Origin of the sequence: Pedobacter sp. B4-66 (genome assembly GCF_018492665.1) — a bacterium.
Lineage (GTDB): Bacteria > Bacteroidota > Bacteroidia > Sphingobacteriales > Sphingobacteriaceae > Pedobacter.
This window is the reverse complement of sequence record NZ_JAFVME010000003.1, coordinates 740,526-753,336: the sequence shown is the minus strand read 5'-3', so window position 1 is coordinate 753,336 and position 12,811 is coordinate 740,526. Positions and strand designations below refer to the sequence as shown.

Annotated in this window: 11 protein-coding genes; 7 read left to right on the top strand and 4 right to left on the bottom strand. The window is 37.0% G+C overall.

Annotation, left to right across the window (positions count from 1 at the left end; all coding sequences use genetic code 11):
* Positions 1-89: 89 nt before the first annotated feature.
* Positions 90-833, bottom strand: coding sequence for an ankyrin repeat domain-containing protein (locus tag J1905_RS07805; RefSeq protein WP_214226712.1), 744 nt, complete (start codon positions 831-833; stop codon positions 90-92).
* A gap of 163 nt (positions 834-996) precedes the next feature.
* On the opposite strand from J1905_RS07805, the gene J1905_RS07800 reads away from it, so the two are divergent.
* The 3 genes from J1905_RS07800 (at position 997) to J1905_RS07790 (ending at position 5,573) form a co-directional block, all read left to right on the top strand.
* Positions 997-1,566 carry an RNA polymerase sigma factor gene (locus J1905_RS07800; protein WP_214226711.1) on the top strand — a complete coding sequence of 190 codons (570 nt, stop codon included), beginning with the start codon at positions 997-999 and terminating at the stop codon, positions 1,564-1,566.
* Between the two features lie 71 nt (positions 1,567-1,637).
* Positions 1,638-2,624: a FecR family protein gene (locus J1905_RS07795; RefSeq protein ID WP_214226710.1), complete on the top strand. Its 987-nt coding sequence runs from the start codon at positions 1,638-1,640 to the stop codon at positions 2,622-2,624.
* Between the two features lie 174 nt (positions 2,625-2,798).
* Entirely contained in the window at positions 2,799-5,573 is a 2,775-nt protein-coding gene (locus J1905_RS07790) for an outer membrane beta-barrel family protein (RefSeq protein ID WP_214226709.1), read from the top strand.
* 65 nt (positions 5,574-5,638) lie between these two features.
* Here J1905_RS07790 and J1905_RS07785 read toward each other — a convergent pair whose 3' ends face one another.
* Complete coding sequence (locus J1905_RS07785; RefSeq protein WP_214226708.1) at positions 5,639-6,022, bottom strand: winged helix-turn-helix transcriptional regulator; 384 nt, start codon at positions 6,020-6,022, stop codon at positions 5,639-5,641.
* 94 nt (positions 6,023-6,116) lie between these two features.
* Between J1905_RS07785 and J1905_RS07780 the strand changes: the two genes are divergently transcribed.
* The gene (locus J1905_RS07780) at positions 6,117-6,857 is read left to right on the top strand and encodes an SDR family NAD(P)-dependent oxidoreductase (RefSeq protein WP_214226707.1); all 741 of its coding nucleotides are present in this window, start codon (positions 6,117-6,119) and stop codon (positions 6,855-6,857) included.
* Between the two features lie 8 nt (positions 6,858-6,865).
* On the opposite strand, the gene J1905_RS07775 is transcribed toward J1905_RS07780, so the two are convergent.
* Positions 6,866-7,531: a hypothetical protein gene (locus J1905_RS07775; RefSeq protein WP_214226706.1), complete on the bottom strand. Its 666-nt coding sequence runs from the start codon at positions 7,529-7,531 to the stop codon at positions 6,866-6,868.
* 397 nt (positions 7,532-7,928) lie between these two features.
* On the opposite strand from J1905_RS07775, the gene J1905_RS07770 reads away from it, so the two are divergent.
* Positions 7,929-10,127: a B12-binding domain-containing radical SAM protein gene (locus tag J1905_RS07770; protein WP_214226705.1), complete on the top strand. Its 2,199-nt coding sequence runs from the start codon at positions 7,929-7,931 to the stop codon at positions 10,125-10,127.
* 90 nt (positions 10,128-10,217) lie between these two features.
* Here the strand turns inward: J1905_RS07770 and J1905_RS07765 are convergent, their stop codons facing one another.
* The gene (locus J1905_RS07765) at positions 10,218-10,745 is read right to left on the bottom strand and encodes a DinB family protein (RefSeq protein ID WP_214226704.1); all 528 of its coding nucleotides are present in this window, start codon (positions 10,743-10,745) and stop codon (positions 10,218-10,220) included.
* 210 nt (positions 10,746-10,955) lie between these two features.
* On the opposite strand from J1905_RS07765, the gene J1905_RS07760 reads away from it, so the two are divergent.
* Together J1905_RS07760 and J1905_RS07755 are read left to right on the top strand one after the other, a co-directional pair.
* Complete coding sequence (locus J1905_RS07760) at positions 10,956-11,540, top strand: RNA polymerase sigma factor (RefSeq protein WP_214226703.1); 585 nt, start codon at positions 10,956-10,958, stop codon at positions 11,538-11,540.
* A gap of 72 nt (positions 11,541-11,612) precedes the next feature.
* Entirely contained in the window at positions 11,613-12,617 is a 1,005-nt protein-coding gene (locus J1905_RS07755) for a FecR family protein (protein ID WP_214226702.1), read from the top strand.
* The last annotated feature ends 194 nt before the right edge of the window (positions 12,618-12,811 follow it).

Below are 12,811 nucleotides of genomic sequence, written 5' to 3'. Positions count from 1 at the left end.
TAGATGACTTTCATGAGCACCTTTAACAATAGCCATGCTATTGTTAAAGGTGCTTTTTTCTAAAGTTTAAGTATCCCAGCAAATATAATTTATTCTCTAAGGTACTTATTGGGTACATTTTTGGGCAAATATACTATGTTGTACCTTTGTTTCATCAATTGTGATACAACGTTCGCAATTACAATTGGGTTGCGATGCATCTGAGGTAATAACCCCATTAATGCATAACTAATAGGGTTAATAGCAGGGATAAATGTTTCCCATTCATAGCCATCGCCCCACACCAGACCAGGAAGCGTGATATGTAAGTCCGCGGATTGACTCAGAAGATAATCGCGCATATCAGCCGACTGATCACCATTTTGATTGACTGTGTGAAAAATAGGGGTTTGCCCTCCAAATCCCTCTGCAGTGATTCCTGCCTGTACATTTACGTCCGCGCCATAACTGACTAGTGTTTTTGCACAGGAAACATGGTTGAATTCTGCACAAATATGTAATAACGTAACCTCGTAGAAAGGAGTATAAGCACAGCGTAAGGTGTATCGCTTTGTAACTGCATCGGGACTACTTTTTAATTGGTGTTCTAAATATATATGATCATCCAGTAGAACCGCTAAAAGCAAAGGATCATCAAATTCCAGACCATGGTCAACAAAGGCCTTAACGCAACTTTTAAATCTAGGGCTTCGAGTGTACTCACTGGTTAGTTCATAAATTAGTGGCTCACCTTTGAAACTATCGTTGGGGCTGAGCCCTTTTTCAAAGGAGGCATTAATACCTTCTACGAAATGTAGTTCAATATGCTCAACAAGTTCTTGTAATGTGTCCATAATTTAAGTTTACTTGAAGTTCGTGATGTTTTTTGAAAATAGATATATTCTGAGTGTATAAAAGTTCGAAGAGATTTTGGTTGATCAATTGAAAACATAGTGTTAAAGTGCAGTATGATAGAAATTCTGTAGCTTCGCCAACAATAATTTACTTTTAAAATAAATGTCGGTATACAATTCATTAAGCGATCTCCAATTGATCGATCTTTTAAAAAAAGATGATGAAGCCGCTTTTACTGAGATATATTCCCGTTACGCAGAGAACCTAACCGGATTTGCCAGTTCCAAACTATATAATCTGGAAGACCCACGCGATATTATTCATGACCTCTTTGTGAAATTATGGGAACAAAGGAAACTACTTAAAGTAGATCGAAACCTGGAGGCTTATTTATTTACCTTAGTTCGCTATCGAATCATTGATAAGATCAGAAAAAACATTACGCACGAAGACTACATCGGGATGGCATTGGCTCTGCATAAAAGTTTAGGGTCAGAAATTGAACAACAAATAGCCGTAAAAGAATTAAAACAGAGTATTGAGGAATCTCTCGAAAAACTATCCCCAAGAGTAAGGGAGATTTACCATCTAAGCCGTGAAGAAAACTTAAGCATTCCGGAAATAGCAGAGAAATTACAGCTTTCTGAGCAAACAGTAAAAAATCAGCTGACATCAGCATTAAAGCATTTACGTCAGTCATTAACATATTTGCTCTTGCTCTATTTCTTATAGTATTAAAAAATATTTCATTTTCTTATAGTACCAATCGGTAGTTCATACGACAATTGTGAAAATCCGATAAAATGAATCGTTACAATATCGAAGCTTTATTAGACCGTTACCTAAAGAAAGAGACTTCCATTGAAGAAAACCAGCTGATTGAAAAATGGCTGGCAGAAAATGGAAATGCTGATTCCGACTGGCAACAGCTAGATCGTTCAAGTAAAGATCAGTGGCTGTCCGATGTGTTTATGGATATTAAAGCTTCTATTCAGCAAAATGAGCCTAAAATTGTGCCAATCAAATCTCAAAAATATTTATGGTACAAAATTGCCGGGGTAGCAGCAGCACTAATTCTGGTTTTTAGCCTTTACTTAACCTGGCCGCTATTAGAAAAACAGATGTTGCCAACTGATTTAACTTCAATATCCATTCCTGATCATGAGAAAAAGCAAATAACACTAGCAGATGGCACCAAAGTTTGGTTAAATGAAGGCTCCGAATTAAAATATGCCAAAGTTTTTAATGGAAAAACAAGAGAAGTTTATCTTTCTGGTGAGGCTTATTTCGATGTAAAACACGATGCCAGTAGACCCTTTCTAATCCATACAGGTAAGGTCCTTACTACGGTGCTGGGAACGGCCTTTAATATCAAAGAAGATCCAAGCAAACATACGCTGGAGGTTACAGTAACCAGAGGTAAAGTGAGCGTGGCCGATGACGGTAAACTTCTAAGCATTCTTACAAGTAATCAGCAGGTAAGTGTCGATTTACTGACCGGAAAACCTACTGAAAAAATAGTGGATGCCAAAACTGTTATTGCCTGGCAAGATAACGATATGCTTTTTGATGACATCACATTTGCAGATGCAGCAATACAGCTCGAACAGCATTTCAATGTGAAGATTGCCTTTAATAATGAAAAGCTAAAAAACTGCAGATTCAGCGGTGCCACATTGAGAGGAGATAAACTGGATAAAATCTTAGATGTGATTACCGACTTTAATAATGCAACATGGAAACTAAAGTCAAACGGACATATCATGATCTATGGCGAAGGCTGCAATTAACACTAATTAAAAACCTATTTAGATGAATAACGACTAAGCTTTATATACAATAGATATGCCTCAAGGAGGCAGAATCAGCTAAAATAACCCGTAAACCGACGGCCATCGGTCTACAGGTATCCCGGAATATCCGGAGTCTTAAATAATTGGAATCACTTAAAACATTTTAAAACTATGAAAAATTCTGCAATAGTGTGGGATATAGGGATGGCATGTGCTCATCTCATTGGTATAACATTATTAAATAAACACTTTATAATCTGGTTGATGCGGGTAAGTATTGTCATATTTCTTTTCTTCTTAATTTCATTACAATTCCTCATGGCTGTACCAGTAAATGGTCAGAGAATGAGCGATTATAAAGTGACACTCAAGTTGGAGGATGAAAGTTTACTAGCCGGTATAAAAAAGATTGAGGCACAAACAAAGTTCAGGTTCTACTATAGAAAATCTGAGATTAGAGAAATTAACGATCTAAATTTAATCCTTAGCACCAGAACAGTAGAAAATACATTGTATGAACTACTAAAGAATACAGATTTCTCTTTTCGGCAGATTGATAATAATATTCTGCTAGAAAGACGGCAGCAGCAAGGATACATGCTAAAGGGGAGGGTAATTACTTCTGATCATAAGGCTGTTGAATTTGCTACAATACAAATTGTCAAAGCGAGCAATCAAAATATTATAGCCTCTGCACTTGCCGACACTGCCGGTAGATTTAACCTTACCGTTTATGACCAGGGTGATTACCTGCTTAAAGTATCATCCTTTGAAACGGATAGTTTAGTGCAAAAAGTTACTGTAACAGATGCTAAAATCCTTCAGTTACCGGATATTATTCTTAACATATCAGCCATAAAATTAAGTGGTGTTACCATCTCCAGTAAGATACCTTTGATTAAACGATTAGCCGATAAATTGATCCTAAACGTAGAAGGTAGCGTATACGAAAAGGGAGAAGATGCCCTTAGGTTATTTAACGTTATACCAGGTGTACAGGTAACAGGAAAGGATATTTTATTCAGAGGATCCGAAAGCGTTACGGTTTACATAGATAATAGAAGAATTCCGTTGATAGGAGATCAATTGCTCACTTATCTGCGCTCTATTCCTTCGGAGTCTATAAAATCCTATGAGCTAAAGGCTGTTCCTGGTGCCGAAAATGATGCACAAAATGGTGGCGTAATTATTAATATTGTTCTAAAATCTGAATATAAATACGGGTTAACCGGCAACCTAAATGCAGGCTATTGGTATAATAGATATAGCAATGCTTTTGGTTCAACTTTTTTGAACTATAGAACCGGGAAATTGAATGTACAGGGCAATTTTAATTACAGGAATACACGAGCTTTTTATGAAGACAATATTACTCAAGAGTTTAAATCTACTGGAGTTTACAGTCCTCAAACCGAGAAGTATACGGAGCATTATAATACTATTGGTTACAATGTTGGTGTCGATTATAAACTAACTCCCCAACAAACAGTAGGAGTTGATTTTAACCTGTTTGCTAATCCTGGAGATATCAGTAATAATAGCATTACCAATATCAATTATTTAGCAAATAAACAGGCAAATTCCATTGATTCATCTTCATATACTAATAGGAGTACAACTTTTCGTTATGTTAACCAAATGACCAATGTTTTTTATCGCAATAAGCTCGACACTCTTGGTAGTAAATTAGATGTGGGTTATAGTTACATAAATTATAGTTTGAGAGACCCTGCGGCAATAGAAACCCGATTTTTAAATGCTGAAGGAGTTGAGTTTCATCCTCGTGACAGCTTATTTACCAAAACAATGGGTAAATCTATGATTCATGTAGCCAATATAGATTTAGAAAAATATTTGTCTAAGTTGTTGGTACTAAATGTTGGAGGTAAATACACTGCTTCAAAAACTGATTACTCTATAAATTATCGAAGTGGTTTAAATGATCAATCACCATTGGACACATTGCAGTCGAACAGATTTTTGTATAATGAATATATATTGGCTTTTTATGGGACTCTTTCCCAGTCTTTCGATCAATGGAATATAAAAATAGGACTGAGAACTGAGCAAACTAATTATAATGGATTATCAGTAACAACCGGGCAAACTATTAACCGTAACCAGTGGGACTTATTTCCTTCGGCGTATATAAATAGAAAATTAGATGAAAGTCATTCATTTACCCTTTCTTATGCCAGAAGAATAAACCGCCCGGGATTTAGAGACTTGAATCCTTTTGTAGTTTATACAAACCTTAACTTTATCCAGCAGGGGAATCCAAATTTGCGTCCCTATTTTAGCAATAATCTACAGCTGGAATATTTATTAAAGAGTAAATATTCATTAACCGTTGGGTATCAAAACACCAATAATGCCATCGCAACCAATGTTACTAACATTGGCGACGTAATCATTTCAAAAGATGAGAATATCAACGACAATTACAATGTTTTTATCTCTGGGTATATACCTGTGCAAATAACAAAGTGGTGGGAGTTTAATACGAATGTTACGCTGAGATATAGAACCATAGATATCCAGACAACGCCCCTGGTGCACAGATCGAAGTTTTCACAAATGGTATGGGCAACAAGTAAGTTTAACTTGCCGGGTAAATATTTTGTTGAAGTCTCCGGATCTTTTAATAGAAACAGTTTTTATGATATCTATGACCAATTTAATGTCGGGAAACTGGATATGGCTATTAAGAAAAGTTTTTTCAATGATAGACTCACCTCGAGGATAGAATTGCAAGATCCTTTCCATTTGTATAAACCACAATACGAAATTAATACACCTGAACTTAGAAGAAATGTATTAAGAAACAGGTTGGATTGGAGTAGGAGTGTTGGTGTTTTCCTTAGCTACAATTTTTCGAGAGGAAAAAAACAGAGCAACAAGGAGAATATAGATGCTGCTGGAAATGAAGCGAGAGGGCGCTTGTAATGCAAAAAATCCTTTTTAAAATAAAAGCCTTAGAGAAATCTAAGGCTTTATATAAGATTACATAATTAAAAATCAGATATAACAACACCTGCGTCCGGATTTACTTTGCTTCGATGCATATTTCCCCAATCTGACATGGCTTTCAGCATAGGTTGCATACTTAAGCCGAGTTCTGTAAGTTCATATTCCACCCTTGGTGGAACAACAGGATACACCGTCCGCTTTACCACCTGGTCAGCTTCTAGTTCACGCAACTGAGAAACCAACATCCTTTCAGAAATCTGTTCTATAGAGTTTTTTAAATCACTGTAGCGCATAGTTTGGTGCATTAGTCTGCACAGTATGGCAGGTTTCCATCTGCCTCCTAATACCGATAGAGAGTACGCCATGCCACAACTGTCATTAATCTGCTTTTCGTTAATAGCATTCGTAGAAGATTCCTTTCTCATTTCTTACTTTTTTGTTAGTACCTGACAATTTAGTGTTTACCATCAAAAATAGGTATTAGTATCTACTTTTGAATATAAATTTAATAAAAACATTATGAAACGTTTAGAAAACAAGATAGCATTCATCACAGGCGGTGGTCGTGGAATGGGTGCGGCCATTAGTAAAAGACTTGCAGAAGAGGGGGCAAGTGTGGTATTAACCTACTCAAAATCCAGGGAGAAAGCGGAAGCCGTTGCCTCAGAAATTAACGCCAAAGGCGGAAATGCCCGAGCCGTTGAAGCAGATAGCATTGACCCGAAAGCTTTGACTAGTGCCATTCAAAATACAATCGCAGAACTCGGTCCTATTGACATTCTGGTTAACAATGCCGGAATTTATGTTGGTAAAGAATTTGAATCGCATACATTGGAAGATTACGAAGAAATTATGGCCATTAATGTTCGTGCCGTATACGTAGCTGCACTGGCAGTAGCACCTCAAATGCCAAATCATGGTAGGGTCATCACCATTGGTAGCAATATGGCAGAGAATGCCGTCGGCCCTCAAACAACTCTATATACGATGAGTAAAGCTGCGCTTACAGGTTTCACACGTGGATTAGCCCGAGATCTTGGGAGTAGGGGTATCACAGTGAACCTTGTACAGCCAGGGCCAATTAATACTGATATGAATCCTTCGGATACGGCACTAGCCGATTTTCTGAGAAGCCGGATGGCACTTTCAGAATATGGAACGGGTGAGGATATTGCTGGTCTTGTTGCCTATCTCGCGAGTGAAGAAGGTAAGTTCATTACAGGTACTGCCATTACAATTGACGGTGGTTTGAATGCTTAGTAATTTATTTATTTTTTGCTAATCGAGACCTGTTTTGTAGATGGAGCTTTCTTTGGCTTTGGACCTAAGCTTCTAAAATGGCTAAGGTCCTTCATTAATCCTATAATCAATTCCTTAATTAATTCAATATTGCTATCATCATGATTTAATAGTCTCAAACTCTCTTGCTCCGGAAGTTTAAGCTGTCGCTTCAATACAAGTGGTATTTTGTTGCTTTGTGCCGTTAGGGCATAAGCGTACAAACTCAAACTTTCAATAAAACCAGATATTGTGCGGTCATAGTATAGTTTTAATTTTTTTAAACTTTTAGAACGCTTAAAAACCAACGTATAAGGATAGAATCTGTTTGATTCCAAATTGATGATTTCATCTTCCAAATCTTCCACTTCATCAATACCAAACCTTAAGGAAAGTTCGACTTTATATTCAATAAGTCTTGTCATGGTATTAAGTGCGTTTTGAACGAAGGGGTCATCAATCTCTCTAAAAAACGCTTCGTGTTCAATGTGTTGCTCCCAGGGGTCTTTGAAATCTTGACCATAGGATTTCATTGTTTTTTTAAAGGTGAAATGGTAAATATATTCGTAAACATCTGAATGCATGTTTGTGATCACTACACCCAATCCTCTCATACAAAGGTTCAAATCAAACGGATCATTTCTAGAAGTTTTCATAAATACTTTAGATTTTATGTGTAACTTACATCAATAATAAATAATTTAAAAACATTAAAAAATTATCTACAGATAATTTTCCTATATTTAATGAGGGTAGCATTCTATCCGTTGAATCGGATGGTTTTTGATCCTAAAAGGAATCAAATTTCGTCGTAGAATATAGTCGTCTCTCGCACCATACTAAAACGGGTCTTGTTCGGACCTCGTTCGACCACAGTCGAACAAAGGGCGAACAAGTCTGGTACAAGGTCCGAGCGATTTCAAGAACCCAAAAAGAAGCCAAATTTTTTGGAACATAAAAACTTCTTTTGCGTTTAGTAAAAAAAAACATCTATTTATAAGGCGTAATACCAAAATTATTTTGGATATTTTTGTAGTGAAATACAATTCCATTTTGAAAACAGAACTTTTCCTTGTTACGCCTCCTTTTACCCAGCTGAATACTCCGTATCCTGCAACTGCATATATCAAAGGTTTTTTGAACACTAAAAATATATCTTCAACTCAGGCCGATTTAGGTATTGAAGTGATTTTGGCTTTGTTTTCCAAAAAAGGCTTGGAAGATCTTTTTTTATTTGCGGGGGAGCAAAGTGACAAACCAAAAAGTTTAAATGCAAAGCGAATTCTTGCTTTAAAAAACGAGTACATCAAAACAATAAACGCTGTTATTGCTTTTTTGCAGGGTAAAAATCCAACCCTGGCATTGCAAATTTGTCAGGAAGATTATTTACCAGAAGCCTCCAGATTTGAGCAGTTGGAAGAGCTAGATTGGGCATTTGGCGCAATGGGAACGCAGGATAAGGGTAAACATTTAGCAACGCTTTATCTTGAGGATATTTCGGATTTTATTATTGAATGTGTAGATCAGAATTTTGGTTTTAGTCGTTATGCGGAAAGACTGGGTAGGAGTGCAAATTCATTTGATGAGCTTTACGAGGTTTTAAATCAGGATTATACCTATATGGATAAGATTCTGATTGAAATTCTGGAAGAGAAAATTTCGGTCATTCAACCTAAGTTATTGTTAATTTCTGTTCCCTTTCCTGGAAATTTGTATGCAGCTTTTCGATGTGCACAATATGTGAAACAACGTTATCCAGAGGTTAAAATATCAATGGGCGGTGGTTTTGCTAATACCGAATTACGTTCAGTGTCTGACAAAAGGGTATTTGAATTTTTCGATTATATCTCGTTAGACGATGGAGAGTTACCTATTGAACTGCTCTATAACTCCATCATAAAAGGCGGAGATTTTAACTTGTACAAAAGAACTTTTCTATTAGAAAATGGAGAGGTTACTTATAGAAATGATGCTTTAAGAAGTGATTACAAGCAGTTTGATGTAGGAACGCCGGATTATAGCGATTTGAAATTGGATCAATACATTTCGGTTATTGAAATTGTAAATCCAATGCATCGGATGTGGAGTGATGGGCGTTGGAATAAATTGACAATGGCGCATGGATGTTATTGGGGGAAATGTACATTTTGTGATATTTCTTTAGATTATATTAAGGTTTATGAACCTGTTGCAGCTAAATTAATTGTTGATAGAATTGAAGAGCTAAGTGTACAAACAGGTCAGAATGGCTTTCACTTTGTGGACGAGGCTGCACCACCGGCTTTGATGCGCGAAGTAGCGCTGGAGATTTTAAGAAGGAAAATATCTGTAACCTGGTGGACTAATATTCGGTTCGAGAAAAGCTTTACCAGAGATTTATGCCTTTTGCTAAAGGCATCGGGTTGCATTGCAGTTTCCGGTGGTTTAGAAGTGGCATCTGATAGGTTATTAAAACTAATTGACAAAGGGGTAACGGTTGAGCAGGTTGCTAAGGTTACTCAGAATTTTACGGAAGCAGGTGTGCTGGTTCATGCTTATTTGATGTATGGTTACCCGACACAAACTATTCAAGAGACTGTAGATAGTTTGGAAATGGTAAGACAGTTGTTTGAAGCAGGCGTTTTACAATCTGGTTTCTGGCATCAGTTTGCAATGACTGCACATAGCCCTGTTGGCATGCATCCGGAAAGATTTGGTGTGGTAAAAGAGACTGAAGCTATTGGAACCTTTGCCAATAATGACATCAATTATATAGATAAAACGGGAATAGACCACGATAAATTTAGTTATGGCTTAAAGAAGTCGCTTTTTAATTTTATGCATGGCATCTGCTTCGATTACAAGTTGCAAGATTGGTTTGATTTTAAGATTCCCAGAACCGCTGTTCCTTCGGATTTTATTGAGAAAGCTCTTGTGGATGAAAACAGATTCAATATTAAACCAACAGCTAAAGTAATTTGGCTAGGAGGGAAGCCAGATACGGAAAGTGTTGTAAAGCATAAAAAGGGTAATACTTTTGAAACAATGGTTTTAACTTTTCACGATAAAAAGGAAACCTTTAGTATCAATACCAATAAAAATGAAGGAGAATGGTTGGTTTCAATGTTACAAAAGATAGCGGTTTCTAATGAGCAGGTTTATACTTTCCAGGAAATAAAAGCCGATTTTGAAGCTTCAATGGAGCATTTCGAACTATTTTGGCATTCAAAACCAATAAATAGTTTAAGGGGGTTTGGGCTGTTAGTTTTATAGCCCATTTTGTAAAACAAAAGCCTCACTTTTTTTGTGAAGCTTTTGTGAATCTCATTCAATTGCCTTTCCGAAGGGCTTAAAGGCAAATTGCTAAAAGAGTTTTTCTTGTGGTGGTTTTACACCTGCCAGTCTAAGATATACAGTTGTTTGCCCCCTGTGATGTGCCTGATGTTCAAAAGCCTTAGCTAAAGCCAATCTTTTAGTCATATCGAAGCTTCCAAACAGTTTAACCTGTTCATCTAGCTGCGCCTCGGGCATCTTTTTTATATTATCAATCACAAAGTCATAACTAGCCAGTACTAACTTGGTTACATTAGCTTTGGATTTATCACTGGTTTTTTCCAATTCGCCCTGACCAAAGGGACTTTTCGCACCTGTAGCAGCCGAAGCGAAACCATAGTTGGCATCCGATAGGTGTAATACTTGCTCTGCAAAAGATCGCATTTCAGGTGTGGGTTTTAAGGCATACCCGCTTTCAGGCATTGCGTCCAGATATTCTTTAGTATAAGCTTTTGATCTTTCCCATTCCTTTGCCAAATCGGCTACTTTTACTTGCGCCTTTGCCAATTGACTGCCTATGAGTAAACATAGTACAACTGCTAAACTTTTAAGTTTCATTTTTTTAGATTTTAGGGTGAGTATTTATTTTTTGCTTCTAATAAATTTACGGATTTTTCTAATGTGTAAGCTAATTAAGTTGATATCGTTTACCTGTTGTGGTAAGCCAGTAAAATAATGTGGCCCTATTAACAATCACTTAACCGACTGTTAATATGTGCTTGCTTTTAGCCTCTTATTTTTGCTTTGGATAAAAGCAAACCATCAATTATGATATTTAAGGGGTTACCAGATCGGACATTGATAGATCATTGTAAAGAGGGAAATGATAAAGCATTCAACGAACTTTTTAGGCGATACTTTAACAAGCTCTATCAGTTTTCATTAAAATATGTGAAAGACGAATCCATAGCCGAAGGTTTGGTCTTAGATCTTCTGCTAAAAATTTGGCAAAAGAGTGACGAGATCAGAACTGATGGTGAGATTGCTCCTTATCTTTTTTCTGCAATGAAAAATACCCTATTTAACCATATTCGTAAAAGACAGGAAGTTACAGTTCCTTTGGATTTAGTCTCCGAATGCGTAATGAGAAGTTCATCGCCTGCAGAAGACTTCGAAGCCAAAGAATTGCAGTTCGCTTATAGTCACACATTAACTCAATTGAGTCCCCAACGTAAAAAGGTATTTGTAATGAGTCGTGAGATGGATATGAATCATAAAGAAATTGCCGCTGAGCTGAAGCTCTCCCTTAATACAGTTGAAAATCATATTAGCGCATCTATTAAATTTCTGCGCAGAGAGCTACAAAAACATACGGATATAGCGCTTCTTTTGGCCATCTGCTTTTTTCTGTAAAATAATTTCATTTCCATTAGTGGTTGCCTTCAAAATATGTGTATTAACATATAGAAGCATCTAATTAATGAAATGGAGCAACAGGTAAATAAGCAAATCATCCTAAAATATCTTAAAGGCGAGTGTTCTCCCTCCGAATTGCAAACGATGAATTTGTTTATGCAAAGGGAGGATGCCGAACAGCTTATTGATGAGGTTTGGGCTGAGGAATGGGCAGAGTTTCAGGAGCAACAGATTTCTGATCAGGAAATTGCAAACTGGAAAAATCGCTTCACAGAAGAGCGATTACAAGACAATTCTGTATCGACTAAGAGAACAGGGATTAAATTCTTTGCCCTTCGCTATGCAGCTGTATGGCTAACCATGCTGCTCAGTTTAGGTGTATGGTTTGGTGTTTCGACTTTAAAAAAGCAGGAAAGCAATAAGGTGGCAGTAACCATGTTTGAACGTGTTAATGCCAATGGTCAGCGTGTTCAGATCCGTTTGTCAGATAGTTCGATTGTTTATCTGGCAGGAGGTAGTAAGTTGAGATATCCCTCTCGTTTTACCGGAAACACACGTGAGATTAGCCTGGAAGGAGAAGCCTTTTTTGAAATTGCTAAAAATCGGAAAAAGCCTTTTATTATTCATACGGGAGATGTGAGGACTCTAGTTGTGGGAACTTCATTCCGAATCAACGCTTTTAAAGATAAACCATTTTTAGTAGAGGTGGCAACTGGAAAAGTCCGAATAAGTCATCAACAGGGAAATCATGAAAACCAACTTGCTACACTCACACCTGGACAGAGTATGCTCTGGAAAAACAATCACGCAGTATTAGGCGAAATAAATGCGGATGATGTATCTGAGTGGAAAAACGGCAGATTGGTTTTCAATGGGGCTACCCTAAAGGAAATAGTCTCGGTATTTGAGCGCTTGTACAATGTGGATGTCAGCTTTAAACAACAAGTAAAAGCGGAGCAACACATCACCATAATGCTTACAGCTAACGTTCCTCTGTCTGATATTATGGAGGTACTTGCCACAACAGGTAAATTCCAATATAAGATTAAGGGAAGACAGGTTATTATTAATTAACAGAATGCAAACTAACAGCCTAAATATGTAACAGAGATACAAAAAACAAAACCCGTCCCTGAAACCAGGAACGGATTTAGACAAATAAGCCACAAGTTTTCGACGACCATTTGGCTTAATGAATTGACAACAGATTTACCGCCATAGGCGGGCAAACCCATTATTTAACAAAAATATGAAAAAAGGTTCAATCC

What these genes read in the sequence shown, in the direction of transcription:
- J1905_RS07780 (WP_214226707.1), top strand. Translation starts at nt 6,117, where the DNA reads ATGAAACGTTTAGAAAACAAGATAGCATTCATCACAGGCGGTGGTCGT.
- J1905_RS07765 (WP_214226704.1), bottom strand. Translation starts at nt 10,745, where the DNA reads ATGAAACTTAAAAGTTTAGCAGTTGTACTATGTTTACTCATAGGCAGT.
- J1905_RS07775 (WP_214226706.1), bottom strand. Translation starts at nt 7,531, where the DNA reads ATGAAAACTTCTAGAAATGATCCGTTTGATTTGAACCTTTGTATGAGA.
- J1905_RS07795 (WP_214226710.1), top strand. Translation starts at nt 1,638, where the DNA reads ATGAATCGTTACAATATCGAAGCTTTATTAGACCGTTACCTAAAGAAA.
- J1905_RS07760 (WP_214226703.1), top strand. Translation starts at nt 10,956, where the DNA reads ATGATATTTAAGGGGTTACCAGATCGGACATTGATAGATCATTGTAAA.
- J1905_RS07800 (WP_214226711.1), top strand. Translation starts at nt 997, where the DNA reads ATGTCGGTATACAATTCATTAAGCGATCTCCAATTGATCGATCTTTTA.
- J1905_RS07805 (WP_214226712.1), bottom strand. Translation starts at nt 833, where the DNA reads ATGGACACATTACAAGAACTTGTTGAGCATATTGAACTACATTTCGTA.
- J1905_RS07785 (WP_214226708.1), bottom strand. Translation starts at nt 6,022, where the DNA reads ATGAGAAAGGAATCTTCTACGAATGCTATTAACGAAAAGCAGATTAAT.
- J1905_RS07755 (WP_214226702.1), top strand. Translation starts at nt 11,613, where the DNA reads ATGGAGCAACAGGTAAATAAGCAAATCATCCTAAAATATCTTAAAGGC.
- J1905_RS07790 (WP_214226709.1), top strand. Translation starts at nt 2,799, where the DNA reads ATGAAAAATTCTGCAATAGTGTGGGATATAGGGATGGCATGTGCTCAT.